The organism is Bradyrhizobium sp. R2.2-H, assembly GCF_004346455.1.
GTDB lineage: Bacteria > Pseudomonadota > Alphaproteobacteria > Rhizobiales > Xanthobacteraceae > Bradyrhizobium > Bradyrhizobium diversitatis.
In genome coordinates this window covers 468,720-493,211 of sequence record NZ_SMBR01000004.1, presented here as the reverse complement: position 1 = coordinate 493,211, position 24,492 = coordinate 468,720, and the positions used below count along the sequence as shown (strand labels likewise).

Here is a 24,492-nt window from a genome sequence, read left to right as displayed (position 1 = left end):
CAATCGGTTGGGTTACGTCAATCGATCTGCCCTAATCGACAGGGAGCAGTCCATGACGACATCAAACATGACCGCTTCAAATCAGGTCCGCGCGGAGCAATCCCCCGCGAAACCGGACGATGTCCACTGCCCGCCAATGACACATCAGAATTCCGGCAGTCACGGCCATGAAATGTACCCGCAGCAATTCGTCCGCCTGGTCGGCTGCCATGATGCGTCTCTCGATGCCTTGCGCAAGCGTCAGGACGAGAGGCTGCACTAAGCCGCTCACGTCCGCAGCTTCGGCGAGTCCTTCGGAAGGTCAATTCGCTCGTGTGAGAATTCCGGCGGGCCTTCGGTGAGGCGGCGGATGCGGCGCTCGCGTTCGTCCGCTGGCAATGCGGGATCGAGCAGCGTCTCGATCTCATGGACTGCGATCTCTTCGATCCTGGTGGCGTCCGATTCGAACGGGTGCACCGGCGTGAGGACCGGGGATGCGGCTTTCAGGCCCAGCTCGATCAGCTTGCAGATCGCATCCGAGCGGGTCATCTGATGAGATTCGGCCCAGGCATCGACGGCCGCCGTCAATCCTTCGGGCATCTTCACGGCGCTGATCGGGTCGATGCCCGTGCGCCGCCTGACCGGAGAGGTGGAGTCCTTGTTGCCGAAGTCGGGCACCTCGATCATCCCATGCAACCCTTGGAGCCGATCGACGATAGCCGTTCTCCGCTGGCCGTCGTTTGATGCCGATCAATGACTCCGGCGCGGCATTGCAGCGGGGCCGTATCTTGTTGTCCGGGTCGGTTTCGGCCAATGATTGAATTTGGGGGCGCCGTTTGGCGAACCCGGATCGATCCTGCCACGTATTTGCTTCGTACTCCAACCATCCGGCAACCCCGATGACCTCAGGCGAATCCTTCTATGGCGGCATTCCCGTCTTCCGAGGCTTCACCAGCCTGATGGACCCGACGCTGTATTCGCCGCTGCCGGAGGACTGGAGCATCGGTGTCGCCGACATCGTCGATTCGACCAGGGCGATCGCAGCGCAGCGCTACAAGGCAGTCAACATGGCCGGAGCCGCCGTGATCGCGGCGGTGACGAATGCGTTGGGGGGACGCGAATTTCCCTTCGTGTTCGGCGGCGACGGCGCGAGCTTCGCGGTTGCGCCGAAGGATGTCGAACTTGCCCGCGAGGCGCTGGCCGCGACCGCGACCTGGGTGCGGGAAGATCTCGATCTGACCATGCGCGTCGCACTAGTGCCGGCCAGCGCCATCCGCGCGCAGGGGCTCGACGTGCGCGTCGCCCGGTTCGGGCCGTCGGCCAACCTGTCCTATGCGATGTTTTCGGGCGGCGGGCTCGCCTGGGCCGACGCCGCGATGAAGCGCGGCGAGTTTGCCGTCGAGGAGGCGCCTGCCGGCACGCAGCCGGATCTCTCGGGCTTGTCGTGCCGCTTCGAGGTGATGCCGGCGGCGCGCGGCCTGATCCTGTCGGTGCTGGTGATGCCGGTGCGCGGCGTCGATCCGCAGGCCTTCCGCAAGGTGATCGAAGACGTCATCCATCTGGTCGAGCGCAGCCCTGACGGTGGCCGCCCGGTGCCGCCGCAGGGGCCGTCGCTGAAATGGCCGCCGCAGGGGCTGGAGTTCGAAGCCCGCACCAAGCGCGGCGGTCCGCTGTTCGTTCGCAGGGTCAGCGTGCTGGCATATGCCTTGTTCATCTATCTGGTCATGCGCTTCGACCTCGGGGTCGGCGGCTTCGTGCCAAATCTCTACAGGCGCCAGGTCGTCGAGAACTCGGACTTCCGGAAATATGACGACGGTCTGCGCATGATCCTCGACTGCACGCCGCAGCTCGAAAGCGCGTTGAGCGATCGCCTGGCGGCGGCAGCGCGCGAGGGCATCGTGCGCTTCGGTCTCCATCGGCAGGACGCCGCCATGATGACCTGCTTCACGCCGTCGGTGCTACGCAGCGATCACGTGCACTTCATCGACGGCGCCCAAGGTGGCTACGCCTTGGCGGCGACAGCGCTGAAAGCGATGATGGGGTGAGAAGATCGCGTCCGGGACACGAGACTACCGTCCCGCGCGTGTCCAGGTCTCGCCGCCACAGAGCGCCCCGAGGCAGCCTTCGACCCGCAGCGAGTCCGCGCCCGTCAGGCTGATGTTGCTCGCATAGGTGCTGCCGTCGTCGGCGTTGTAGATCTGCCCCGACCATTTGTTCGGACCTGCGGACTGCATGTCGCTGAACAATGGCAGGCCGATCATCGGGCGTCTTGCGAGCGCGGGATTTGGATTCTTGCTGTCGGTGGCGGGCTGACCGGTCGAGGTGTCGTAGGGCTCGCGCAGCCAGACGATGTGGCCGCAGATGCCGCCGCCGCATTTGCTGATCTTCACGCGCGCATCGCCCGCCTGCGTGAGCCAGGTCCCATCGGCGCTCTGTGCACGAGCGGCAGACGTGCCAAGCAACGCGGCGAAGAGGACGATGAGAGCTGCGAATCTGGACGTCATGGAAGGCCTCGAAAATGGAGCGCCTCCATAGCAGCCCGGCGGGATAGTGCAACGCCGGCTGGAATCACATTCCTGCGTTCAACTGCCTGAATGTTCTACCTGCGCTCATTTGCCCCAGCGCACGAACGCGACCGAGGCCGCGGTCGAAAGTCCGAACACGACCATGGCGCCGCCGACCAGCGCGAACAGGGTCCAGGCCGGAGCTTGCGCGGTCATGAGTCCGACGCCGCCGATCGCGACGATCAGGAGCCGCGCCGTCGAGGCGAGCACGGGCCCGCCGACACGCGCCGCGCCCTGTGACGAGAAGTATAGCGATACGCCTATGCCGAAGAACACGAAGGCCGGACCTGCCCAGTGGAAATAGCTGTGAGCGGCGGCGGTGACGCCGGGATCCCGCGTGAAGAGCCCGACCCACAGCGACGGAGCGAGCGCAACAGTGAGGCCGATCAGGCCGACCGTGAGTCCGGAGGCCGCAGCCGCGGTCCAGGCCACACGCCGCGCGCGCTTCACATGCCCGGCGCCGATCGCCATGCCGACCATCGGCACCGAGGCGATGCCGAAGGCGAAGGTGATCGGAATCAGCAGAAATTCCAGCCGCGATCCGATGCCATAGCCTGCCAGCATCTCGGTGCCGAAGGTCGCGAGAATCTTCGTGAAGATCAGGATGGTGAGCACGGTCTGGAGCGGCGACAAACAGGCCACCGCGCCGACCTTGAGGATGTCCAGGAACATCGCGCGCTCGAAATGAAACGCCCGGAGATCGAGCGGCAGCCGGCTGCGCCCGGACAACAGACACCAGAGCAAGAAGATCGCCGCGCAGCTGAACGCGATCAGCTGGCCGCTCGCGACACCCGGCATGCCGAATTGCGGCACGCCGAACAGCCCGAGCCCGAGCGTGCCGCCGAGCGCGATCTGCAGCACGCTCGCGCCGATCAGAATCATCGAAGGCAGGCGCATGTCGCCGGTGCCGCGGATCACCGAGGCCAGCGTGTTGACGAGCCAGATCGCGACTGCGCCGGAGAACAGCACCTGCGAATAGCCGCTGGCTTCCTCGAGCACCTGCTCGCGCCCGCCGAGCAGCGCGAAGAAGGAGCGGCCGAAGACGAGCATCGTCACCGTGAAGAACAGCCCGCCGCAGAGGCCGATGATGGCGGCATGCAGCGCCAGCGTCGCGGCGCGGTCGCGATCCCCCGCACCGAGCGCGCGGCTGATCGCGGAGGAGACGCCGCCGCCCATCGCGCCCGCGCTCATCATCTGCGTCAGCATCGCGAACGGAAACACCAGTGCGATTGCGGCGAGCGGAATGGTGCCGAGCCGGCCGATATAGGAGGTCTCGGCAATGGCAACCAGCGTGCTGCCAACCATCGCGATCATGTTGGGAATCGCGAGCCGCAGCAGCGTCGGCAGGATCGGCGCGGTCAGGAGGCTGGCGATGGGGGAGGCGACCGGCGCAACCGGCGGGACGGCGTCTGCTGTGGCGTCGATCGTCATGTTCACCGGGCGGAATATTAAATGATGACCGACATATTATAGGGCCTGCGGCGGCCGGCGCAGCCCTCGCTCACGCAGGGCTCACCACGGCAGGCCGCATAGGTCGATGGTGCCCAGCGTCGGCGCGCGCACGATGTGGAAGACATAGGGCGCCATGTAGGTGAACCGGATCCGTCCTTCCGGCTGCTCGCAATAGACCTCGCCGTTGAAGGGCAGCCAGCTCCGGGCCGCGTAGAAGGCAGCGTTGTGCGGTTCGCAGACCAGCAGCGCGAAACGGACTGCCTCGTTGGCGCGGATCGTATGCACCGCCGCCTCGATAGCCGTGGTTGCATAGCCACGGCCGCGCTGGTCTTCCCGCGTGCAGACGCCGCCGATGCCGCCGACGTGAACCTTCTGTCCGTTCCAGGTGATGGTGCGGAAGTAGATGCCGACATGGCAGACGAGACCGTCCTTGGGCGTCTCGATCAGCACGCGAAGATCGGCATTGGCCCATTTGACATGAGCCCAGGGCTTGCCCGTAATCAATTGCGGTCCCCAGACCGCCTGATGCAGCGGCTCGGCAATCGGCCACGAGGCGTCGCCGTTCAATATGTCGATCTCGATGCTCATGGCGTCGTCCTTCACAGCTCCGCTTCGTGGCGCGTTTGTTCTGTCTTAAGCGCCTCAAAGGCAATGATATTTTACAGCGAACCGTAGGTCTGATCGACGGCGGCCGGTTGCGACGAATTTGTGCATTCAGGCAGGACGCGCCAGGTCACGCCTTTTCGCAAATTCTGAGGTATTTAATGGCGGCGGAACCTTCTATAAGGGGTGACCGTTAGAACTCGTTCCCCACCAGTTGCGGACAAGAACCCATGACCTTTACGCTGCCCCCACTCCCTTACGCCTATGACGCCCTCGGCCAGTATATGTCGAAGGAGACGCTGGAATATCATCACGACAAGCATCATCAGGCCTACGTCACCAACGGCAACAACGCGCTCAAGGGAACCGAATGGGAAGGCAAGTCCCTTGAAGAGATCGTCAAGGGCTCGTTCGGCAAGAACCCTGCGGTGTTCAACAATGCCGGCCAGCACTACAACCACATCCACTTCTGGAGCTGGATGAAACCAAATGGCGGCGGCACCAAGCTGCCGGGCAAGCTCGAGAAGAAGATCAACGAGGACCTCGGCGGCTTCGAGAAGTTCAAGACGGACTTCCAGGCGGCCGGCGTCGGCCAGTTCGGCTCAGGCTGGTGCTGGCTCCAGGTCAAGAACGGCAAGCTCGAAATCTCCAAGACCCCGAATGGCGAGAATCCGCTGGTGCACGGCGCCACCCCGATTCTCGGCTGCGACGTCTGGGAGCACTCCTACTACATCGACTATCGCAACCGTCGCCCCGACTACCTCAAGGCGTTCGTCGAGAACCTCGTGAACTGGGAGTACGTGGAGTCCCTGTTCGAGAAGGCGTGAGTGTCATTCCGGGGCGCGCGAAGCGCGAGCCCGGAATCCATTTATCCGTTCGGGTGACGCCCGATGGATTCCGGGCTCGGCGCTGATGCGCCGCCCCGGAATGACAAAGAGGCGGTCGCATCAGCGGCCGCCTTTTTGCTGTGCGGAATTGCCCTGCACGGTGCGCGTACCGGCCTGTGATCGTTCCGTTTGCATCGCCCGGCCGGCGCTTCTAATCAGAACGGGCATCCCCTCGATCCGACCCGAGCCCGTTGTCAGAACCTTCCCCGAAAGACCCGGCGCCTGCCGAGGACGCAGACTCCGAGCCGCGGCCGGGGCGTGTGCGCAAGCCGATCGGCTGGTCGACCATCATCATCGCAGTTCTGGTGGCGGTGAGCGCAGCGCTGGTCTGGCGGCGTGACGGCACCGACGGCGTTCTCGACATCCTGACCCACGATCTCTCGTTGTTCTCAGGCATCCTGCCGCGCGTGCTCGCGGGCTGCCTGCTCGGGGCCTTCATCTCCGAGATCCTGCCTCACGAAAAGGTCTCGCGCTCGCTGGGGCCGAAATCGGGCTTGAGGGGCCTTCTGATCGGCACCGCCTTCGGCGCGATCCTGCCTGGTGGTCCCTTCACCGCCTATCCGGTCGCGAGCGCGCTGCTCGCGGTCGGCGCCGATTTCGGCGCCACCATCGCCATGGTCGTGAGCTGGACCCTGATCGGCTACGGCCGGGCGGTCGCCTGGGAGATCCCGATCATGGGCACCGATTTCACGCTGTGGCGGATCGTGATCTCGCTGCCGCTGCCGGTGCTGGCGGGTGCCCTCGGCCGCTTCGTCTATGTCAGGCTCTATCCGAAGCCGCTCGCGAAGGAAGACGAGAATTGAGTGCGGCGCTTCTGATCGACATCCTGTTGTGGGGCTCTGTGCTGGGCGTCGGCCTGATCGCGTTCCGCCGCGGCCCTCCCGTGTTCAAGGCCTCGCTCCGCGAAGGCTCGATGGACTTCATCAACATCGTGCCGCGGATCGCGCTGGGTGTGATCGGCTCCGGCTACATCGCCGCCATCATCCCGCAGGAGGTCATCACCGGCTGGCTCGGCCCGGACAGCGGCTGGTTCGGGGTCGCGGCCGCCGTGGTCGCCGGCGCCGCCACGCCGGGCGGCCCGGTGATCGGCTTCTCCATCGGCACCGTGGCGCTGAAATCCGGCGGCGGGGTGCCGCAGGTGGTCGCTTATGTCGTCGCCTGGGCCTTGTTCGCCTTTCAGCGTGTGATTTTGTGGGAGATCCCGTTCATGCCGGCTCGTTTCGTCTGGTTCCGCTGCGCCGTATCCGTGCCATTCCCGTTCGTGGCCGCCGCCATCGCGATGGTGATCGGCAAGCCCTGAGGCCGGCGTGGACAGAGGGGATGTTATAATATAACATTATTGGCATGGTTCCCGCCGCATCCCGCGCCCAGCATCATGACCATGTCCAGGGCCACGCCCTTGGCCACGGGCATTCGCATGGGCACGACCACAGCCATGCCCATGTTCATGATGCGACGTCTCCGCATCCGGCCCAGGCGGCGCCCTGGTCGATCCTGCGCATGACCATGGCAGGCCGCCTCGCGGCTGCCGCCGCCGTTTGTGCCGTGCTCTGGGGCGTCGTTTTTCTGGCGATGAGGTGAGCATGGCGGCGCTGCATTTCCACAACGTCACGCTGGGCTATGACCGTCATCCGGCGGTGCACCATCTCAGCGGCGAGGTCGCCGCGGGCGCACTTGTCGCCGTGATCGGCCCGAACGGCGCGGGCAAGTCGACCCTGCTGCGCGGCATCGTCGGCATCCTCAAACCGCTCGATGGCAGCATCCAACTCGGCGGCCTCGATGCCCGCGACATCGCCTATCTGCCGCAGAGCGCGGAGATCGACCGCAGCTTCCCGATCTCGGTGTTCGACTTCGTCGGCACCGGGCTGTGGCGCGCGACCGGCCTGTTCGGCGGCATCGGCAAGGCCGCCCGCGAGAAGATCCTCGGCGCGATCGCATCCGTCGGCCTCAATGGATTCGAGAACCGCCCGATCGGCACGCTCTCGGGCGGCCAGATGCAGCGCGTGCTGTTCGCGCGCGTGCTGCTCCAGGATGCGAGCCTGATCGTGCTCGACGAGCCCTTCAACGCCATCGACAGCAAGACCACGGCCGACCTGCTCGCGCTGGTGAAACGATGGCAAGGCGAAGGCCGCACCGTGCTCGCCGCGCTGCACGACATGGAGATGGTGCGCAACCATTTCAGCGAGACGCTGGTGCTGGCGCGCGGCCCTGTGGCGTGGGGCCCGACCGCGGAGGTGCTGACGCCGGAAAACCTGATCGTCGCGATGCGGATGTGCGAGGCCTTCGACGACAGCGCCGCGGCCTGCGCGGCCGATGATGTCAGCTCGCGGGCGGCTTGATGTCCGATGATCTATGACGCGCTGATCGGTCCGTTCACCGAATTCGAGTTCATGCGGCGGGCGCTCGCCGCCGTGATCGCGCTGGCGCTGGCGGGTGCGCCGATCGGCGTATTCCTGATGCTGCGGCGGATGAGCCTCGTCGGCGATGCCATGGCGCACGCCATCCTGCCCGGCGCGGCCGTCGGATTCCTGCTCTCCGGCCTCAGTCTGTTCGCGATGACGGCCGGCGGCCTGATCGCCGGCTTTGCAGTCGCGATCCTCGCCGGCGTGGTCGCGCGCTCGACCGGGCTGAAGGAGGACGCGTCGCTTGCGACTTTCTATCTGGCCTCGCTCGCGCTCGGCGTCACCATCGTCTCGATCAAGGGCACGAATATCGACCTGCTGCACGTGCTGTTCGGCAACATCCTCGCAATGGACGATCAGACGCTGCTGGTCGTCGCCTTCAATGCCACCGTGACGCTGCTGGTGCTCGCGGTGATCTATCGCCCGCTGGTGATCGAGAGCGTCGATCCCTTGTTCTTGCGAACCGTGAGCCGCGCCGGCGGCCCCGCGCATCTCGCCTTCCTCGCACTCGTCGTCATCAACCTCGTCAACGGCTTTCAGGCGCTCGGCACGCTGCTCGCGGTCGGCCTCATGATCCTGCCCGCGGGCATTGCCCGGTTCTGGTCGCGCGATCTGACCAAGATGATCTGCATCGCCGTCGTTGCTGCCGCGGTCTCGGGCTATGCGGGGCTGGTGCTGTCGTTCCAGACCCGTGTGCCGTCAGGTCCCGCCATCATTCTCGTGGCGACGATGCTCTACATCGTCTCCGTGCTGTTCGGCCGTGTTGGCGGCATCGTCCGGCAACTGCTTCCCGGCCGGCATCTGGAAGCATGACGATGCGGCTCATCCTGTTTTGTGCGCTGTTACTGATCGCCGCGCCGCTGCATGCCGCGGATCGGCTCAACGTCGTCGCCAGCTTCTCGATTCTCGGCGATTTCGTCCGCAACGTCGGTGGTGACCGCATCAATCTGACGACGCTGGTCGGCGCGGACGGCGACGTCCACGTCTACACGCCGGCCCCGGCCGATGCGAAGCGGGTCGCGGATGCAAGGCTCGTCATCGTCAATGGACTCGGCCTCGAGGGCTGGCTGCCGCGTCTCGTCCAATCCTCCGGCAGCAAGGCAACGGTCGTCGTTGCCAGTGCCGGAATCGTACCTCTGAAGCTTGGCTCAGCTGCGGATCCCCATGCCTGGCAGTCTGTCCCGAACGCCAGGATCTATGTGACCGACATCGCCAATGCGTTGGCCGCCGCCGTCCCGGATCAGGCGGACTTCTTCCGCACCCAGGCCAAGGCCTATCTGGAAAAGCTCGAAACGCTGGACCGCGATATCCGTGACGCCGTGGCGAAGATCCCGCCGGGCCGGCGCAAGGTGATCTCCACCCACGACGCTTTCGGCTATTTTTCCGCCGAGTACGGTATCCGGTTCATCGCCCCCCTGGGCGTCTCCACGGAAACCGAACCCAGCGCGCGCGACATCGCGGCCATCATCAGCCAGGTCAAGGCCCAGAAAATTCCGGCCGTATTCCTGGAAAATATCAGCGACGACCGCCTGATCCGCCGGATCGCGGCCGAGAGCGGCGCCAAGGTCGGCGGGACCCTGATTTCGGACGGTTTGACCGGCGAAAAGGGGCCTGCACCCACTTACATTGACATGGTCAGGCACAATATAAAGGCCCTGACCAGCGCGCTTGACCATTAGGGCAGGGGCCACCTCGCCTCGCGTCGCGCGACAAGCCCGAAGTCCGGAGTTGTTATGTCTGAAGCGACCTCCCAAAAGATTCCCGTGACTGTCCTGACCGGCTATCTCGGGGCCGGCAAGACCACGCTCCTGAACCGCATCCTGTCCGAAAACCACGGCAAGAAGTACGCCGTCATCGTCAACGAATTCGGCGAAATCGGCATCGACAACGACCTCATCATCGGCGCCGATGAGGAAGTGTTCGAGATGAACAATGGCTGCATCTGCTGCACCGTGCGCGGCGACCTCGTCCGCATCATGGACGGCCTGATGAAGCGCAAGGGCAAGTTCGACGCCATCATCGTCGAGACCACTGGCCTCGCCGATCCGGCGCCGGTCGCCCAGACATTCTTCGTCGACGAGGACGTACAGAAGAACGCGCGGCTCGACGCGGTCGTCACGGTCGCCGACGCCAAATGGCTGTCCGATCGTTTGAAGGATGCACCCGAGGCCAAGAACCAGATCGCCTTTGCCGACGTGATCGTGCTGAACAAGACCGACCTCGTCTCCAAGGGCGAGCTCGCCGAGGTCGAGGCCCGCATTCGCGGCATCAACCCCTATGCGAAACTCCACCGCACCGAGCGCTGCTCGGTCGCGCTGGCCGACGTGCTCGACCGCGGCGCGTTCGACCTCGACCGCATCCTCGACATCGAGCCGGATTTCCTGGAGGCCGACGATCATGACCACGACCATGATCATCACCATCACGGCCATGACGATCACCACCATGATCACGGTCACGGCCTGAAGCACTATCACGACGAGGAGATGCAGTCGCTCTCGCTCAAGACCGACAAGCCGCTCGATCCGAACGTGTTCATGCCCTGGCTCCAGAACCTGGTGCAGGTCGAGGGCGGCAAGATCCTGCGCTCGAAGGGCATCCTCGCCTTCCACGACGATGACGACCGCTATGTTTTCCAGGGCGTCCACATGATGCTGGAGGGCAACCACCAGCGGAAGTGGAAGGAGGGTGAGCCGCGCGAGAGTCGTCTCGTCTTCATCGGCCGAGAATTGCCGGAAGACGCGATCCGCAAGGGTTTCGAGAGCTGCATCGTCTCGTGATGAAAGAGTTTACGCCGGCGCCCGAGTCCGCTTCGATCGTTTCCGTCACCGAGCGCGTCAAGCCCATTGCGCTCGGCATGGCCGTGACCTCGGTGCATTTCCTGAGGGATCGCGCCGCCTTCGTCGGCGGCGAGGAGAACGTCGCATTCGTCGATGCCAATTGCGAGATCACCACGGTCGCCGTGCATGGCGGCGGCATTCTCTCGACCGCTTCCGACGGCAAGCGCCTCGTGATGGGCGGCGACGACGGCAAGGTCGTCTCGCTCGATGCCAAGGGCGAGGTGACGCTGCTCGCCACCGACCCGAAGCGGCGCTGGATCGATGCGGTGGCGCTGCACGCCGACGGTGCCGTCGCCTGGTCGGCCGGCAAGACGGCAACCGTCAAGAGCGGCAAGGCCGAGGAGAAGTCGCTCGAGGTGCCCTCGACCGTCGGCGGCCTCGCCTTCGCGCCGAAGGGCCTGCGGCTCGCGATCGCGCATTACAACGGCGTGACGTTGTGGTTTCCGAACATGGCGGGATCAGCCGAATTCCTGCCCTGGGCCGGCTCGCATCATGGCGTCAGCTTCAGCCCGGACAACAAATTCCTGGTTACCGCGATGCACGAGCCGGCGCTGCATGGCTGGCGGCTGGCCGACAACAGGCACATGCGCATGACCGGCTACCCCGGCCGGGTCCGCTCGATGTCCTGGAGCGCGGGCGGCAAGGGGCTCGCGACCTCGGGGGCCGACACCGTCATCGTCTGGCCGTTCGGCAGCAAGGACGGCCCGATGGGCAAGGAGCCCGCGATGCTCGCCCCGCTGCAGGCGCGCGTGTCGGTCGTCGCCTGCCATCCGAAGAACGACATCCTCGCTGCCGGCTACAGCGACGGCACCGTGCTGATGGTGCGCCTGGAGGATGGCGCCGAGATCCTGGTCCGCCGCAACGGCACGCCCCCTGTCGCCGCGATCGGCTGGAATGCGAAGGGCACGCTGCTGGCTTTCGCCGATGAAAATGGGGATGGCGGGCTTCTCGAGCTTTAATTCGTCATGGTTCCCGCCGTATAGGGGACCATGCGGTTTCTGACGACCTTCCAGCTTGCCGACTTCGGCGACACGCTGATCAGCCTGACCACGGCCTTCGTGCTGGGAACGCTGATCGGCGCCGAGCGGCAGTACCGCCAGCGCACCGCGGGCCTGCGCACCAACGTGCTGGTCGCGGTCGGCGCGGCCGCCTTCGTCGATCTCGCCATGCAACTGGACGGCGCCGATGGCGCGGTGCGGGTGATCGCCTATGTCGTCTCGGGCATCGGCTTCCTGGGCGCCGGCGTCATCATGAAGCAGGGCATGGACGTGCGCGGCCTCAACACCGCGGCGACGCTGTGGGCTTCGGCCGCGGTCGGCTCCTGCGCCGGCGCGGACATGGTCGCGCAGGCGGCCGCGTTGACGGTCTTCGTCATCGCCGGCAACACCATGCTGCGCCCGCTGGTCAATGCCATCAACCGCATCCCGCTGAACGAGAAGGCGCTGGAGGCGAGCTACTATTTCAAGCTCGCGGTCGCGGCCGACGCTCTTCCGGATATGCGCGACCGGCTCGTCGAGAAGCTCGAGGCCGCGAAATATTCGGTGGCCGATATCGACGTGGCCGAAATCGGCGAGGACGTTCTCGAGATCGCCGCACGACTGGTTGCGACCGCGGTCGATCCGAACGAGCTGAACGCGGTGGCGACAGATCTCCAGCATTTGCCAGGCGTGCGCCACGCCACCTGGGAGGTCAGCACCACCGACTGAGTGCGGCGTTTTGGCCCGCAAGGGGCGGGTTCCCGCTTCTTTGGCCCTGGAACCGGCGCGCCGCGGTTTCGTTGATTCCGCGGACAAACGCGGTGATCGATATGCCTGGCCAAGATGAGAAGCGCAGACTGAAGCTCGATCTGACAATTGCCGGCGCGCTGTTCGCAGCAGGCGTCGTGGTGTCGGTGATGTCCCTCGCGCAAATCCGCGCCGAAAGCCGGATGGATCTGGTCCAGGCAACGCCACCACTCCAAGGCACTCCGTCCGACGAACAGAACAGGACGCCCGCGGAGTCCAAGCCCGGCGGCGACCGGCCGACCACGCCGGCCCCTGAGCCCGCGCGCCCCGATCCGCAGACGCAAGGCGCGGCGACCCAGCCGGCTCTGCCGCCGGCTCCGCCGGAAAAGATCGCGCCGCCGATCGAGAAGAAATAGGCTACACAAATGGTGTCATCACCCGCGAAAGGCGGGTGATCCAGTATTCCAGAGACGGCTGTGATAGAGCCGAGAAGCTGCGGCGTACTGGATGCCCGCCTTCGCGTGGCATGACAGTTGTGGGCGAGGCGGGACGCGTCGCCCCTCACCGCACCAGAACGTTCCGGAACTGCCAGGGATCACTGGTGTCGATGTCCTCCGGAAACAGTCCCGGACGATCCGTCAGCGGCGTCCAGTCGGTGTAGAAGCCCTTCACCGGGCCGAGATAGGGCATCTGGATTTCGAGCAGGCGATCGAAATCCATCTCGTCGGCTTCGACGATGCCTTCGTTCGGGTTCTCCAGCGCCCACACCATGCCGCCGAGCACGGCGGAGGTCACTTGCAGGCCGGTGGCGTTCTGATAGGGCGCGAGCTTGCGGGTCTCTTCGATGGAGAGCTGCGAGCCGAACCAGTAGGCGTTCTTGTCATGGCCGAATAGCAGCACGCCGAGCTCGTCGATGCCGTCGACGATCTCGTTCTCGTCGAGGATATGGTGCTTTTCCTGCATCTTCCCGGCGCGGCCGAACATTTCATGCAGCGACAGCACGGCATCGTCAGCCGGATGGTAGGCGTAGTGGCAGGTCGGCCGATAGACCGCCGTACCGGATGCATCGCGCACGGTGAAGTAGTCCGCGATCGAGATCGACTCGTTGTGGGTGACGAGGAAGCCATATTGCGCGCCGCGGGTCGGGCACCAGGTGCGCACGCGCGTGTTGGCGCCGGGCTGCATCAGGTAGATGGCGGCGCCACAGCCGACCTCGTGGCCATGTGCATTCTCGGGCATCCATTTTTCATGGGTGCCCCAACCGAGCTCGGACGGCTGCACGCCTTCCGACAGGAAACCTTCCACCGACCAGGTGTTGACGAAGACATCAGGCTCTTTCGGCGACTTGGAGCGCTGGGTGTCGCGTTCGGCAATATGGATGCCCTTGATACCGGCCTGCCGCATCAGATCCGCCCATTCTCCCTTGGTCTTCGGCCGGGGGGCATTGAGCTTCAGGTCGGCGGCAACATTGAGCAGCGCCTGCTTGACGAAGAATGAGACCATGCCGGGATTGGCGCCGCAGCAGGAGACGGCCGTCGTCGAGCCCGCCGGGCGCGCCTTCTTGGCGGCCAGCGTCACTTCGCGAAGGGCGTAGTTCGAGCGCGCTTCCGGGCCCTTCGACGCATCGAAGTAGAAGCCGAGCCAAGGCTCGTTGACGGTGTCGATATAGAGAGCGCCGAGTTCGTTGCAGAGCTCCATGATGTCGGTCGAGCCGGTGTCGACCGACAGATTGACGCAAAAACCCTGGCCGCCGCCCTCGGTGAGCAGCGGGGTCAGCACCTCGCGATAATTGTCCTTGGTCAGGCCCTTCTGGATGAACCTGACATTGTGCTTCTCGCAAAGCGCCTTGCGACCCTCGTCCTTGGGATCGAGCACGGTGATGCGCGACTTGTCGTAGTCGAGGTGCCGCTCGATCAACGGCAATGTGCCTTTGCCGATGGAGCCGAAGCCGACCATGACGATGGGACCGGTGATCTTCGCGTAGATCTGCGAGGCGGGGCTCATGGGATGGTTTCTCCGGAAAGTGCTGGCAGACAAAAGGGTGGGGTGGATCAGGCGCTGCGGCGCTTTTTAGACGCCGCGGCGCTTGGCGGTGACTTCGATCTCGACCTTCATCTCGGGCTTGGCGAGGGCGCTGACGACCAGCAAGGTCGCGGCCGGCCTGATCTCGCCGAGAACCTCGCCGCAGACGGCGAAGTGGGCATCGATGGTGCTGGCGTCGGTGACGTAGTAGGTTGCACGAACGATATCGGCCATCTCGAATCCGCCCTCCTTCAGGGCGGCTGCGATGGTCTTGAAGCAGTTGCGTGACTGGCTCGTGACATCGGCGGGCATGGTCATCGTGGCGTAGTCATAGCCAGTGGTGCCCGCGACGAAGGCGAAGTCGCCGTCGATCACCGCGCGGCTATAGCCGGCGGTCTTCTCGAACGGAGAGCCGGTGGAAATCAGGCGACGGGACATGGTCATGGGCCTCGACTGAAAGGGGATTTTCGTGGGGTTAAAGGGCGTTTCCGGCGCCTGCGCAACCCCCAAGGAAGGGGCTTGGCGCAGGCGCGGCCGGGCGCTGCCGCTCAATGCGGCTTGGGTCGTCGCGATGAAGGCGGTCCCTTAGGCCGCGTGTGCCACCGCTGCACGAACCGACCTCCGTTTGGGCAGCGCCGCGCCGGTCGGCACGATCATCCCGGCGGCGCCGTCCAGCGCACCGTCGTCGAACTCGATCGCCAGCAGGCGGTCGCGCTCGAACGGGCCGGGCAGCGCGAGTTCGGCCGTCTTCTCCCCCGAGAAGCCGAAGCGAGCGTAATAGGGCGCGTCGCCGAGCAGGATCACGGCGCCATGCCCGCGCGCCCGGGCGGCGGCCAGCGCTTGATGCATCAGCGCGGCGCCAATCCCGAGCTCGCGGCAGGCAGGGTCCACCGCCAGCGGTCCGAGGACCAGAGCGGGCCTGCCTCCGGCGCTGACATGCCACAGCCGCACGGTTCCCACGAGCTTGCCCTCGCGCACCGCCGTCAGGGCAAGGCCTGAGGCGGGTGCGCGCCCGTCGCGCAGGCGCTGGCAGGTGCGGCCGTGGCGGTTCTCGCCAAAGCAGGCATCGAGCAGCGCCTCACGCATCGCGACGTCTCCAGCACGTTCCGCACGGATCACGAACGGAGCGGCTTTCGAGGTGAGGGCGATCTGTGGCTTTCGAGGAGCAGTCATGGCACGTCAGTCCTCGCTCGAATCCGTGCGCCAGGGGCACGCGGATTCGCGCGTCGTCAGAATGGCAATGTCAGGAAAGGAGCCGGCGGACCGGCTCCCGGGTTCGTCAGGCCTCTAGAACAGAGAGGCGGATCAGATGTGGTACGTCCTCAGCGGCGGGATGCCGTTGAACGCCACCGACGAGTAGGTCGACGTATAGGCCCCGGTTCCTTCGATCAGCACCTTGTCGCCGATCTCGAGCGTGACGGGAAGCGGATACGGGTTCTTCTCGTACAGCACGTCGGCGCTGTCGCAGGTCGGACCTGCGAGCACGCACGGCGTCATGTCCGCGCCGTCGTGACGGGTGCGGATGGCGTAGCGGATCGACTCGTCCATGGTCTCGGCGAGACCGCCGAACTTGCCGATGTCCAGGTACACCCAGCGGACCTCGTCCTCGTCGCTCTTCTTCGAGATGAGCACGACCTCGGATTCGATGATGCCGGCGTTGCCCACCATGCCGCGGCCCGGCTCGATGATGGTCTCCGGGATCTGGTTGCCGAAGTGCTTGCGCAGCGCGCGGAAGATCGAGCGGCCGTAGGTCACCACCGGCGGCACGTCCTTCAGGTACCTGGTCGGGAAGCCGCCGCCCATGTTGACCATGGACAGGTTGATGCCGCGCTCGGCGCAGTCGCGGAACACCTGCGAGGCCATCGCCAGCGCGCGGTCCCACGCCTTCACCTTGCGCTGCTGCGAGCCGACATGGAACGAGATGCCGCACGGCTCCAGCCCCTGGCGCTTGGCGAGGTCGAGCACCTCGACGGCCATCTCCGGGTCGCAGCCGAACTTGCGCGACAGCGGCCACTCGGCGCCGGCGCAGTCATAGAGGATGCGGCAGAACACCTTCGCGCCCGGGGCGGCACGTGCGACCTTCTCGACCTCGGCGGCGCAGTCCACGGCGAACAGCCGGATGCCGAGCGCGAAGGCGCGCGCGATGTCGCGCTCCTTCTTGATCGTGTTGCCGAAGGAGATGCGGTCGGGCGTCGCACCCGCGGCCAGCGCCATCTCGATCTCGGCGACGGTCGCGGTGTCGAAGCAGGAGCCCATGGAGGCGAGCAGGGCCAGCACTTCCGGCGCCGGGTTCGCCTTGACGGCGTAGAACACGCGGCTGTCGGGCAGCGCCTTGGCGAAGCTCTGATAATTGTCGCGCACGACCTCGAGGTCGACGACGAGGCACGGCTCGGTGTCGAGGCCATCCTTGCGGCGGTTGCGCAGGAATTCCTGGATACGTTCGGTCATGGCACTCTCCAAACGGCCCAGCGACGGGCCCGTTCAAAACATGACGTCGGATAGGAGTGCTCTGGCCGGATCGCGCGATGGAGGCGCGACGAAGCCAAAAGACTCAAACCAGACTGTGCTGCCGTGGATTGGTTGGGAGTGTTCCCGCCCGCACACCTGGCAATGAAGGACAAGCCTTTTCAGTAGCCCGCGCCGGCGTTGGACTGCCGGTAGAGACCAAAAAAGCCCGATCCGTCGTTGCTTTAAGTCGCGTCCCCCGTTGAGAGCGGGGTGCGCCGGTTCGCCTCCGGCTGCCAGTCACGGTTGCAAAGAGCGAAGTCACCTTCGACATGGCATCCCTTTGAGAGAGATGCTGGGCGCTTCGGGTTTGCTTCGGTCGCTCGACCTTTCGGTCCGGACTTCCGCACTTCCGAAGAGCCCCTCGGCTTCTTCACCCCTTGGCGGCTGTCCGGCCTCTTGTCCGGATACCTACCGACTGACACACGACCACAGGCACGTGCGAAATTGGGCAAGTCCGCACATAAGTGTTTTGACTCTGGTTCGCAAGAATTTTTTTAGGCTGAAAACAGAATTGCCTAACATCTGCTTGCGCAGTGTGGCGCGAGCGACGCGGAAGATGAATGCGCGTTAAGTTTTCGCAGGCCCTGCGCGTGTTGCTGGCGCGAGAGAAGCTTCAGCGGCGCTTCGTGAAGGGCTCGATGCGTCGAGCGCCGCGGACGAAGGCGGTCATCACGAGCACGCCGAGAGCGAACAGCACGGCCTGGAGGATGTGGGCGCCCTGGTCGCCGAGCCCGAACAGGATCGCCAGCGCCCAGCCGCCGGCAAAGGCCCCGCCGAACACCTCGGCGCCGATCAGGATGGCAGCGCTGATGACGGTGATGACGCTCGGCCAGGCGATCTGACGGGAAGATGAGGAAGGCGCGTTCATGAGCTCAGGGTCCGTAGCTTCGAAGGGGCGCAATCTCCCCGAAAAGGAGGCCGGGAGCAAGGGCAAATGGCCCAAAAAAGCCCCATCGCGTGCTATAGCTGGCCGCAACAATCGAGCCACGAATTCGGGACTTGTGATGTCAGAAACCCGCCAAACTACGGACGCCGAGACCAACCCGCTCCTGAAGGCCTGGACGACGCCGTTTGCGACCCCGCCCTTCGACGAGATCAAGCCGGAGCACTTCCTTCCGGCGTTCGAGCAGGCCTTCGCCGACCACTCCGCCGAGATCGCGGCGATCATCAACGATCCGGCGGTGCCCGACTTCGCCAACACCATCACGGCGCTGGAGCGTTCGGGCAAGCTGCTGAGCAAGGTCGCGGCGGTCTTCTACGACCTCGTCTCGGCGCATTCCAACCCGGCCATCCTGGAGATCGACAAGGAGGTCTCGTTGCGGATGGCGCGGCACTGGAATCCGATCATGATGAACGCCGTGCTGTTCGGCCGCATCGCCCAGCTGCACGAGAACCGCGCCAATCTTGGGCTCATGCCCGAGCAGCTTCGCCTGCTCGAGCGCACCTACACCCGCTTCCACCGCTCTGGCGCCGGTCTCTCGGAGGAGGCCAAGGCGCGGATGGCCGAGATCAACGAGAGGCTGGCCCAGCTCGGCACCGGCTTCAGCCACCATCTGCTCGGGGACGAGCAGGAGTGGTTCATGGAGTTGGCGGAGGCCGACCGCCAGGGCCTGCCGGAGAGCTTTGTCGCCAGCGCCAAGGCCGCGGCAGAAGAGCGCGGCATGCAGGGCAAGGCCATCGTCACGCTGTCGCGCTCCTCGGTCGAGCAGTTCCTGAAGAGCTCGGCGCGGCGTGACCTCCGCGAGAAGGTCTACAAGGCCTTCATCGCGCGCGGCGACAACGGCAACGCCAACGACAACAACGCGACCATCGTCGAGATCCTGAGGCTGCGCGAGGAGAGCGCCAGGCTCCTGGGCTACCCGACCTACGCCGCCTACCGGCTCGAGGACTCCATGGCCAAGACGCCGGATGCGGTGCGGAGCCTGTTGGAGCGGGTGTGGAAGCCGGCGCGGGCCCGCGCGCTCGCGGACCGCGACGAGATGCAGGCGCTGATCACGGAAGAGGGCGGCAATTTCAAGCTCGCGCCCTGGGACTGGCGCTTCTATGCCGAGAAGCTGCGCCTTCAGCGCGCCAATTTCGACGACGCCGCGATCAAGCCTTATCTTGCGCTCGACAACATGATCGCCGCCGCCTTCGACTGCGCCACACGCCTGTTCGGCGTCACCTTCGAGGAGCGCAAGGATGTTCCGGTCTGGCACCCGGATGTCCGGGTCTGGGAGATGAAGGGCAGGGACGGCAAGCACAAGGCGCTGTTCTATGGCGACTACTTCGCCCGGCCCTCGAAGCGCTCCGGCGCCTGGATGACGTCGCTGCGCGACCAGCAGAAGCTCGACGGCGATGTCGCGCCGCTCGTTCTCAACATCTGTAATTTTGCCAAGGGGGCCGGCGGCGAGCCTTCGCTGCTGTCGCCCGACGATGCCCGCACCCTGTTCCACGAGTTCGGCCACGGCCTGCACGGCATGCTCTCCAACGTGACCTACCCCTCGCTGTCGGGCACGTCCGTTTTCACCGACTTCGTCGAGCTGCCGTCGCAGCTCTACGAGCACTGGCAGGAGCGGCCCGAGGTGCTGCAGAAGTTCGCCCGCCATTACCAGACCGGCGAGCCGCTGCCGGACGAGCTGCTGCAACGGTTCCTTGCCGCGCGAAAATTCAATCAGGGCTTTGCCACGGTCGAGTTCGTGTCCTCGGCGCTGGTCGACCTCGAATTCCACACCCAGCCGGCCGCTGCCGCGCAGGATGTCCGCGCCTTCGAGAGACGCGAGCTGGAGAAGATCGGGATGCCCGAGGAGATCGCGCTGCGGCACCGGCCGACGCAGTTCGGCCACATCTTCACCGGCGATCATTATGCCGCGGGCTATTACAGCTACATGTGGTCGGAGGTGATGGACGCCGACGCCTTCGGCGCCTTCGAGGAGGCCGGCGACATCTTCGATCCTGCCGTGGCCAAACGCCTGCACGACGACATCTATTCGAGCGGCGGATCGGTCGATCCCGAAGCTGCCTACGAGGCCTTCCGCGGCCGCCCGCCCGAGCCCGACGCGCTGCTCCGCCGGCGCGGCCTGCTCGACGACGCAAAGGCGGCCTGATGGGCATGCGCCGCCTGTTCGGATGGCTGCTCGCCGCCATTCTCACGCTTGCGGCGGGAGCGGCGCAGGCGCATCCGCATGTCTGGATCACCGCGACCAGCGAGCTGCTCTACGCGGCGGACGGCAGCATCACCGGCGTGCGCCATGCATGGACCTTCGACGACATGTTCTCGGCCTATGCGGTGCAGGGGCTCGAGAGCAAGACCAAGGGCACCTATACGCGCGAGGAGCTGACGCCGCTGGCGCAGACCAATGTCGAGTCGCTGAAGGAATACGCCTACTTCACCTTTGCGCGAGCCGACGGCAAGAAGGAAAGATTCCAGGAGCCGGTCGACTACTTCCTCGACTACAAGGACACGGTGCTGACCCTGCACTTCACGCTGCCGCTGAAGAACCCGGTCAAGCCCAAGCAATTGGTGCTCGAAGTGTTCGACCGCTCCTTCTTCATCGACTTCCAGATGGCCAAGGACAATCCGGTCAAGCTGGTCGGCGCGCCTGCGGGCTGCCAGATGAAGCTGGAGCGGCCGAACGACGGCACCGCGAGCGCGCAGAAGCTGAACGAGCAGACCTTCCTGAACGGCGAGAACTCGAATTTCGGCATGATGTTCGCCAACAAGATCACGGTGGATTGCCCTTGAAGCCGCAACTCTCTCCGCTCGCGCGCGGGCTGCTCGCCTGCACCGCCGTTCTGCTGGTCGTGGGCGTGGCCGATGCCGCGCTCCATGATCTGCTCGCGCAAAATCCGTTCGGCGCGCCGCGACCGGCGCAGGCGGCCCAGCCTGAAGCCGGCGGCGTCATCGGCTGGCTGCTGGCAAAGCAGTCGGAATTCTATCGGCAGATGTCGGCGACCATCCGGGCCGCGAAGTCGGACGGATCGGCGGTGTGGACGCTGCTGTTCATCTCGTTTGCCTATGGCATCTTTCACGCCGCCGGTCCCGGCCACGGCAAGGCGGTGATCGCCTCCTACCTGGTCGCCAACCGCGAGACCGCGCGGCGCGGCATTGCGCTGTCCTTTGCCTCGGCCCTGATGCAGTCGCTGGTGGCGATCCTCATCGTCGGCATTTCGGCCTGGATCCTGAATGCGACCGCAAAGACCATGTGCAAGGCGGAAGGGGTGATCGAGATCGCAAGCTACGCCCTGATCGCGCTGTTCGGCCTGCGCCTGGTCTGGGTCAAGGGCGGCACTTTCATCCGCGCGCTTCAGGCCGCCCAGCCGGTGCCGGCGATTGCGGGCGTGCCGCACCATCATGATCACGATCATCACCATCATCGTGAGGCCCATGCTCATCATGACCACGATCACGGGCATGATCACCACCATGGCCACAGCCACGCTCACCATGACCACGGCCATGGTCACGTCCATGACGAGCATTGCGGCCATTCCCACGGCCCCACCCCCAGCGAGCTGGCTGGCCCCGGTGGCTGGCGGCGCGGGTTCGCCGCGATCCTGACCGTCGGCATCCGCCCGTGCTCGGGTGCGATCCTGGTCCTGGTGTTCGCACTGGCCCAGGGCCTGTTCTGGGCCGGCGTCGCCGCAACCTTTCTGATGGGTCTCGGCACCGCGATCACGGTCGCGGCCATCGCAATCGTCGCCGTCTCCGCCAAGGACATCGCCGCCCGCCTCAGCGCCGGGCGTGACGGCGGCGGTGCGCTCTTCATGCGCGGCATCGAGTTCGGCGCCGCCGGCCTCGTGCTGCTGTTCGGTGTCGGCCTGCTGTTCGGCTACATCGCCGCCGAACGGACCACCTGTTTCTGAGTTCTTCCCCTCTCCCACAGGAAGAAGGAAGAAGAGAAGCTCACACCGGCAGGAACCGCTTCAACGCAGGCATGAAGAAGATCCCGAGGTTGATCGCAAAGCCGATGCTCCAGAGGATCGAGGGTCGGGCGGTTGCCGAGATAGGTCAGCACATAGGCGAGGCGCACGATCAGGAACAGCGCCGCGAGCTCGTCGATCAGGCGCTGCGGCGAGTCCCGGTATTCGGCAAGCAGCACCGCGAAGGCGAAAAACGGAAAGCTCTCGATACCGTTCTGGTGCGCCCCGAGTGCGCGCTGCGAGAGGGCGTCCTCATAAAAGGCGGGATCGCGCGGCCGGGAATTGTCGAAGCGGCGAAACCTGATCCATTTGACCGAGGCGATCGTTGCCAGATACAGCAGCAGCGCTCCGAATACGCACCATTCCGCGAGCGTCATCTTGCCTCCCCCGCTTGGGTGCGACCCTAGCGAACCCCGGCTCATCTTGACAAGTTCGGACCAACGCGCGACCCACAGAGCCATGACCAGTGTCGTCCCCATCGAGACCGCGAGACCGGCCACCCAGTCCACCTTGCCGCGTGTTGGCGTGCTCCTGATCAATCTCGGAACGCCTGACACCGCCGATGCGCCGGGCGTACGGGTCTACCTCAAGGAGTTCCTCAGTGACGCCCGCGTCATCGAGGACCAGGGCCTGATCTGGAAGCTGGTGCTGAACGGGATCATCCTGCGCAGCCGTCCCCGCACCAAGGCGTTGGACTATCAGAAGATCTGGAACACCGAGCGGAACGAGTCGCCGCTGAAAACCATCACGCGCTCGCAAAGCGACAAGCTTGCAGCCGCCTTGTCGGACCGCGGCCACGTCGTTGTCGACTGGGCGATGCGCTACGGCAATCCCTCGATCAAAGCGGGCATCGACGCGCTGATCGCGAAGGGGTGCGAGCGCATTCTGGCCGTGCCGCTCTATCCGCAATATTCCGCCTCGACCTCGGCGACCGTCTGCGACGAAGTGTTCCGCGTGCTGGCCCGCCTGCGCAACCAGCCGACGCTGCGGGTGACGCCGCCCTACTATGAAGATGCGGCCTATATCGAGGCGCTCGCGACCTCGATCGAAGCGCATCTGGCGACGCTGTCCTTCAAGCCGGAGCTGATCGTGGCGTCCTTCCACGGCATGCCGAAATCCTATGTCGAGAAGGGCGATCCCTATCAGCAGCACTGCATTGCCACGACAGAGGCGCTGCGCCGCCGGCTCGGCATGGACGACACGAAGCTGCTGCTGACCTTCCAGTCGCGCTTCGGCAATGACGAGTGGCTCCAGCCCTACACCGACAAGACCATGGAGCGGCTCGCCAGGGAAGGCGTGCGCCGCATCGCAGTGGTGACGCCGGGCTTTTCCGCCGATTGCCTGGAGACGCTGGAGGAGATCGCGCAGGAGAATGCCGAGATCTTCAAGCACAATGGCGGCGAGCAGTTTTCCACGATCCCGTGCCTCAACGATAGCGAACCCGGCATGGACGTGATCCGCACCCTGGTGCTGCGCGAGCTTCAGGGCTGGATCTGATGGGCGCCCCATGAACCGCCGTGAGTTCCTGGCGCTTCTCGGGATGATCGTGGCGCTGCCGGCCCCGGTGCTGGGGCAGCCGCGCGCGACGCGGCGGCTCGGCGTGCTCTCGGTCACGGCCGCCGCCGACGCGATCGGGCAGGCCCGCAGCACGATCCTGGTCGAGGCGCTCGCCGGCCTCGGCTGGAAGGAGCGCGACCTCAAGATCGACTGGCGCAGCGGCGGCGGCGACCGCGCCCGCATCGCGCAGCTTGCGGACGAGCTGATCGCGCTCAAGCCCGACATCATGCTCGCGGTCGGCACGCCCTCGGTCGAGGAGCTGCGCCGGCGCACCACGACGATCCCGATCGTGTTCGCCGTCGTCACCGATCCCGTCAGCCAGGGCTTTGTCGAAAATCTCGCGCATCCCGGCGGCAACATCACCGGCTTCACCGATTATGACGGTCCGCTCGCCGGCAAATGGCTGGAGATGCTGACCCAGGTCACGCCACCCGTCCGCCGCGTGCTCGTCGTCTACAATCCCGCCACCGCGCCGTTCGCGCCCCTGATGCTCCGCACCATCGAGGATGCCGCACGGACGCTGCACGTGACGGTCGAGCCCGCGCCGGTCCATGACGCCGCCTCGATCGGGGCGCTGGCTTCGCGGAAGGACGACGCCATCCTGGTCCTGCCGGACTTCTTCACCATGGCCAACCGTGCGCAGCTGCTCTCGGCGATCGCACAGGCGCGCGTACCCGCGGTATTCTGGAGCCGGACCTTCGTGGACGAGGGCGGGCTGATGTCCTACAGCACCGACAGCGCCGAGCAGCTCCGGCGCGCGGCGGACTACATCGACCGCATCCTCAGGGGTGCGCAGGCGGCCGACCTCCCGGTCCAGAACCCCACAAAGTTCGAGCTGACGATCAACCTGAAGGCGGCCAATGAGCTTGGCATCACGCTTTCTGAAGGCCTCCTGGCAATCGCGAACGACGTCATCGAATGACGCCGCCCACTGCGAACGGCATGGCCGGATGCGTTGCTATCTGTCGGTGGGGGCGCCGCTCGCTTTCAAGAGCCTGTCGCAAATACATCTCGCGAGCATTCCCTCTCCGCGCCACTTGTGCAGAATCGCG

General features: G+C 65.4%; 27 protein-coding genes and 1 pseudogene. 18 read left to right on the top strand and 10 right to left on the bottom strand.

The window, feature by feature from the left end; genetic code table 11:
- Nucleotides 1–52 precede the first annotated feature (52 nt).
- Complete coding sequence (locus EDE08_RS13310; protein ID WP_131869028.1) at nucleotides 53–262, top strand: hypothetical protein; 210 nt, start codon at nucleotides 53–55, stop codon at nucleotides 260–262.
- A 5-nt stretch (nucleotides 263–267) separates the two neighbouring features.
- On the opposite strand, the gene EDE08_RS13305 is transcribed toward EDE08_RS13310, so the two are convergent.
- On the bottom strand, nucleotides 268–666 hold the full coding sequence (locus EDE08_RS13305; protein ID WP_131869029.1) for a hypothetical protein: 399 nt from the start codon (nucleotides 664–666) through the stop codon (nucleotides 268–270).
- Between the two features lie 212 nt (nucleotides 667–878).
- Here EDE08_RS13305 and EDE08_RS13300 point away from each other — a divergent pair, with 212 nt between their 5' ends.
- The gene (locus EDE08_RS13300; RefSeq protein ID WP_131869030.1) at nucleotides 879–2,024 is read left to right on the top strand and encodes a DUF3095 domain-containing protein; all 1,146 of its coding nucleotides are present in this window, start codon (nucleotides 879–881) and stop codon (nucleotides 2,022–2,024) included.
- Nucleotides 2,025–2,048: 24 nt separating this feature from the next.
- Here the strand turns inward: EDE08_RS13300 and EDE08_RS13295 are convergent, their stop codons facing one another.
- The 3 genes from EDE08_RS13295 to EDE08_RS13285 all read right to left on the bottom strand — a co-directional run bounded on the left by EDE08_RS13295 (nucleotide 2,049) and on the right by EDE08_RS13285 (nucleotide 4,583).
- Nucleotides 2,049–2,483: a DUF2147 domain-containing protein gene (locus tag EDE08_RS13295; RefSeq protein ID WP_131869031.1), complete on the bottom strand. Its 435-nt coding sequence runs from the start codon at nucleotides 2,481–2,483 to the stop codon at nucleotides 2,049–2,051.
- Nucleotides 2,484–2,588: 105 nt separating this feature from the next.
- Nucleotides 2,589–3,974: an MATE family efflux transporter gene (locus EDE08_RS13290; RefSeq protein ID WP_165935905.1), complete on the bottom strand. Its 1,386-nt coding sequence runs from the start codon at nucleotides 3,972–3,974 to the stop codon at nucleotides 2,589–2,591.
- Between the two features lie 81 nt (nucleotides 3,975–4,055).
- Nucleotides 4,056–4,583: a GNAT family N-acetyltransferase gene (locus EDE08_RS13285; RefSeq protein ID WP_131869033.1), complete on the bottom strand. Its 528-nt coding sequence runs from the start codon at nucleotides 4,581–4,583 to the stop codon at nucleotides 4,056–4,058.
- A gap of 245 nt (nucleotides 4,584–4,828) precedes the next feature.
- On the opposite strand from EDE08_RS13285, the gene EDE08_RS13280 reads away from it, so the two are divergent.
- From EDE08_RS13280 to EDE08_RS38420, 11 genes are all read left to right on the top strand, one after another.
- The gene (locus EDE08_RS13280; RefSeq protein WP_027573470.1) at nucleotides 4,829–5,425 is read left to right on the top strand and encodes a superoxide dismutase; all 597 of its coding nucleotides are present in this window, start codon (nucleotides 4,829–4,831) and stop codon (nucleotides 5,423–5,425) included.
- A 251-nt stretch (nucleotides 5,426–5,676) separates the two neighbouring features.
- Nucleotides 5,677–6,288 (top strand): permease, encoded by a 612-nt coding sequence (locus EDE08_RS13275; protein WP_131869034.1) that lies wholly within the window; start codon nucleotides 5,677–5,679, stop codon nucleotides 6,286–6,288.
- Nucleotides 6,285–6,785, top strand: a complete 501-nt coding sequence (locus EDE08_RS13270) for a hypothetical protein (RefSeq protein ID WP_131869035.1) — start codon at nucleotides 6,285–6,287, stop codon at nucleotides 6,783–6,785. Before EDE08_RS13275 ends, EDE08_RS13270 begins: the two co-directional genes overlap by 4 nt.
- A 44-nt stretch (nucleotides 6,786–6,829) precedes the next feature.
- Nucleotides 6,830–7,066 carry a hypothetical protein gene (locus EDE08_RS39075; protein ID WP_131869036.1) on the top strand — a complete coding sequence of 79 codons (237 nt, stop codon included), beginning with the start codon at nucleotides 6,830–6,832 and terminating at the stop codon, nucleotides 7,064–7,066.
- A gap of 2 nt (nucleotides 7,067–7,068) precedes the next feature.
- Complete coding sequence (locus EDE08_RS13260; RefSeq protein WP_165935904.1) at nucleotides 7,069–7,824, top strand: metal ABC transporter ATP-binding protein; 756 nt, start codon at nucleotides 7,069–7,071, stop codon at nucleotides 7,822–7,824.
- A gap of 6 nt (nucleotides 7,825–7,830) precedes the next feature.
- Nucleotides 7,831–8,700 carry a metal ABC transporter permease gene (locus tag EDE08_RS13255; protein WP_124163272.1) on the top strand — a complete coding sequence of 290 codons (870 nt, stop codon included), beginning with the start codon at nucleotides 7,831–7,833 and terminating at the stop codon, nucleotides 8,698–8,700.
- 2 nt (nucleotides 8,701–8,702) lie between these two features.
- Entirely contained in the window at nucleotides 8,703–9,566 is an 864-nt protein-coding gene (locus tag EDE08_RS13250) for a metal ABC transporter substrate-binding protein (RefSeq protein WP_165935924.1), read from the top strand.
- Between the two features lie 54 nt (nucleotides 9,567–9,620).
- On the top strand, nucleotides 9,621–10,667 hold the full coding sequence (locus EDE08_RS13245) for a CobW family GTP-binding protein (RefSeq protein WP_131869039.1): 1,047 nt from the start codon (nucleotides 9,621–9,623) through the stop codon (nucleotides 10,665–10,667).
- A complete protein-coding gene (locus EDE08_RS13240; protein ID WP_165935923.1) occupies nucleotides 10,667–11,686 on the top strand; it encodes a WD40 repeat domain-containing protein in 1,020 nt (339 codons plus the stop codon). Before EDE08_RS13245 ends, EDE08_RS13240 begins: the two co-directional genes overlap by 1 nt.
- Nucleotides 11,687–11,716: 30 nt before the next feature.
- The gene (locus tag EDE08_RS13235) at nucleotides 11,717–12,433 is read left to right on the top strand and encodes an MgtC/SapB family protein (protein WP_131869041.1); all 717 of its coding nucleotides are present in this window, start codon (nucleotides 11,717–11,719) and stop codon (nucleotides 12,431–12,433) included.
- 101 nt (nucleotides 12,434–12,534) lie between these two features.
- Complete coding sequence (locus EDE08_RS38420) at nucleotides 12,535–12,867, top strand: hypothetical protein (RefSeq protein WP_165935903.1); 333 nt, start codon at nucleotides 12,535–12,537, stop codon at nucleotides 12,865–12,867.
- A 145-nt stretch (nucleotides 12,868–13,012) separates the two neighbouring features.
- On the opposite strand, the gene EDE08_RS13225 is transcribed toward EDE08_RS38420, so the two are convergent.
- From EDE08_RS13225 to EDE08_RS13200, 5 genes are all read right to left on the bottom strand, one after another.
- On the bottom strand, nucleotides 13,013–14,455 hold the full coding sequence (locus EDE08_RS13225; protein WP_131869043.1) for a homospermidine synthase: 1,443 nt from the start codon (nucleotides 14,453–14,455) through the stop codon (nucleotides 13,013–13,015).
- A gap of 66 nt (nucleotides 14,456–14,521) precedes the next feature.
- Nucleotides 14,522–14,911 (bottom strand): RidA family protein, encoded by a 390-nt coding sequence (locus tag EDE08_RS13220; RefSeq protein WP_131869415.1) that lies wholly within the window; start codon nucleotides 14,909–14,911, stop codon nucleotides 14,522–14,524.
- Between the two features lie 147 nt (nucleotides 14,912–15,058).
- The gene (locus tag EDE08_RS13215; protein WP_131869044.1) at nucleotides 15,059–15,646 is read right to left on the bottom strand and encodes a GNAT family N-acetyltransferase; all 588 of its coding nucleotides are present in this window, start codon (nucleotides 15,644–15,646) and stop codon (nucleotides 15,059–15,061) included.
- 132 nt (nucleotides 15,647–15,778) lie between these two features.
- Nucleotides 15,779–16,921 carry a type III PLP-dependent enzyme gene (locus EDE08_RS13210; protein WP_061879223.1) on the bottom strand — a complete coding sequence of 381 codons (1,143 nt, stop codon included), beginning with the start codon at nucleotides 16,919–16,921 and terminating at the stop codon, nucleotides 15,779–15,781.
- 673 nt (nucleotides 16,922–17,594) lie between these two features.
- Nucleotides 17,595–17,849 carry a hypothetical protein gene (locus tag EDE08_RS13200; RefSeq protein WP_061879224.1) on the bottom strand — a complete coding sequence of 85 codons (255 nt, stop codon included), beginning with the start codon at nucleotides 17,847–17,849 and terminating at the stop codon, nucleotides 17,595–17,597.
- 136 nt (nucleotides 17,850–17,985) lie between these two features.
- Between EDE08_RS13200 and EDE08_RS13195 the strand changes: the two genes are divergently transcribed.
- Genes EDE08_RS13195 through EDE08_RS13185 form a run of 3 tightly spaced genes read left to right on the top strand, consistent with a single transcriptional unit; the run spans nucleotide 17,986 to nucleotide 21,826 of the window.
- On the top strand, nucleotides 17,986–20,067 hold the full coding sequence (locus tag EDE08_RS13195; protein WP_131869045.1) for a M3 family metallopeptidase: 2,082 nt from the start codon (nucleotides 17,986–17,988) through the stop codon (nucleotides 20,065–20,067).
- Nucleotides 20,067–20,705, top strand: a complete 639-nt coding sequence (locus EDE08_RS13190; protein WP_131869046.1) for a DUF1007 family protein — start codon at nucleotides 20,067–20,069, stop codon at nucleotides 20,703–20,705. Before EDE08_RS13195 ends, EDE08_RS13190 begins: the two co-directional genes overlap by 1 nt.
- Complete coding sequence (locus EDE08_RS13185) at nucleotides 20,702–21,826, top strand: nickel/cobalt transporter (RefSeq protein ID WP_207912976.1); 1,125 nt, start codon at nucleotides 20,702–20,704, stop codon at nucleotides 21,824–21,826. Before EDE08_RS13190 ends, EDE08_RS13185 begins: the two co-directional genes overlap by 4 nt.
- Before the next feature lie 40 nt (nucleotides 21,827–21,866).
- On the opposite strand, the pseudogene EDE08_RS13180 reads toward EDE08_RS13185, so the two are convergent.
- Nucleotides 21,867–22,260, bottom strand: a pseudogene (locus EDE08_RS13180) (MAPEG family protein).
- Between the two features lie 82 nt (nucleotides 22,261–22,342).
- Between EDE08_RS13180 and hemH the strand changes: the two are divergent.
- Nucleotides 22,343–23,380, top strand: a complete 1,038-nt coding sequence (gene hemH / locus EDE08_RS13175; RefSeq protein WP_131869048.1) for a ferrochelatase — start codon at nucleotides 22,343–22,345, stop codon at nucleotides 23,378–23,380.
- Between the two features lie 10 nt (nucleotides 23,381–23,390).
- Nucleotides 23,391–24,362, top strand: coding sequence for an ABC transporter substrate-binding protein (locus EDE08_RS13170; RefSeq protein ID WP_131869049.1), 972 nt, complete (start codon nucleotides 23,391–23,393; stop codon nucleotides 24,360–24,362).
- Nucleotides 24,363–24,492 lie beyond the last annotated feature (130 nt).

Coding starts and splice junctions, on each gene's coding strand:
- EDE08_RS13290 (WP_165935905.1), bottom strand. CDS start 3,974: ATGACGATCGACGCCACAGCAGACGCCGTCCCGCCGGTTGCGCCGGTC.
- EDE08_RS13200 (WP_061879224.1), bottom strand. CDS start 17,849: ATGAACGCGCCTTCCTCATCTTCCCGTCAGATCGCCTGGCCGAGCGTC.
- EDE08_RS13295 (WP_131869031.1), bottom strand. CDS start 2,483: ATGACGTCCAGATTCGCAGCTCTCATCGTCCTCTTCGCCGCGTTGCTT.
- EDE08_RS13215 (WP_131869044.1), bottom strand. CDS start 15,646: ATGACTGCTCCTCGAAAGCCACAGATCGCCCTCACCTCGAAAGCCGCT.
- EDE08_RS13190 (WP_131869046.1), top strand. CDS start 20,067: ATGGGCATGCGCCGCCTGTTCGGATGGCTGCTCGCCGCCATTCTCACG.
- EDE08_RS13220 (WP_131869415.1), bottom strand. CDS start 14,911: ATGTCCCGTCGCCTGATTTCCACCGGCTCTCCGTTCGAGAAGACCGCC.
- EDE08_RS13305 (WP_131869029.1), bottom strand. CDS start 666: ATGATCGAGGTGCCCGACTTCGGCAACAAGGACTCCACCTCTCCGGTC.
- EDE08_RS13310 (WP_131869028.1), top strand. CDS start 53: ATGACGACATCAAACATGACCGCTTCAAATCAGGTCCGCGCGGAGCAA.
- EDE08_RS13280 (WP_027573470.1), top strand. CDS start 4,829: ATGACCTTTACGCTGCCCCCACTCCCTTACGCCTATGACGCCCTCGGC.
- EDE08_RS13250 (WP_165935924.1), top strand. CDS start 8,703: ATGCGGCTCATCCTGTTTTGTGCGCTGTTACTGATCGCCGCGCCGCTG.
- EDE08_RS13245 (WP_131869039.1), top strand. CDS start 9,621: ATGTCTGAAGCGACCTCCCAAAAGATTCCCGTGACTGTCCTGACCGGC.
- EDE08_RS13170 (WP_131869049.1), top strand. CDS start 23,391: ATGAACCGCCGTGAGTTCCTGGCGCTTCTCGGGATGATCGTGGCGCTG.
- EDE08_RS13225 (WP_131869043.1), bottom strand. CDS start 14,455: ATGAGCCCCGCCTCGCAGATCTACGCGAAGATCACCGGTCCCATCGTC.
- EDE08_RS39075 (WP_131869036.1), top strand. CDS start 6,830: ATGGTTCCCGCCGCATCCCGCGCCCAGCATCATGACCATGTCCAGGGC.
- EDE08_RS13235 (WP_131869041.1), top strand. CDS start 11,717: ATGCGGTTTCTGACGACCTTCCAGCTTGCCGACTTCGGCGACACGCTG.
- hemH (WP_131869048.1), top strand. CDS start 22,343: ATGACCAGTGTCGTCCCCATCGAGACCGCGAGACCGGCCACCCAGTCC.
- EDE08_RS13195 (WP_131869045.1), top strand. CDS start 17,986: ATGTCAGAAACCCGCCAAACTACGGACGCCGAGACCAACCCGCTCCTG.
- EDE08_RS13210 (WP_061879223.1), bottom strand. CDS start 16,921: ATGACCGAACGTATCCAGGAATTCCTGCGCAACCGCCGCAAGGATGGC.
- EDE08_RS38420 (WP_165935903.1), top strand. CDS start 12,535: ATGCCTGGCCAAGATGAGAAGCGCAGACTGAAGCTCGATCTGACAATT.
- EDE08_RS13255 (WP_124163272.1), top strand. CDS start 7,831: ATGATCTATGACGCGCTGATCGGTCCGTTCACCGAATTCGAGTTCATG.
- EDE08_RS13260 (WP_165935904.1), top strand. CDS start 7,069: ATGGCGGCGCTGCATTTCCACAACGTCACGCTGGGCTATGACCGTCAT.
- EDE08_RS13240 (WP_165935923.1), top strand. CDS start 10,667: ATGAAAGAGTTTACGCCGGCGCCCGAGTCCGCTTCGATCGTTTCCGTC.
- EDE08_RS13300 (WP_131869030.1), top strand. CDS start 879: ATGACCTCAGGCGAATCCTTCTATGGCGGCATTCCCGTCTTCCGAGGC.
- EDE08_RS13285 (WP_131869033.1), bottom strand. CDS start 4,583: ATGAGCATCGAGATCGACATATTGAACGGCGACGCCTCGTGGCCGATT.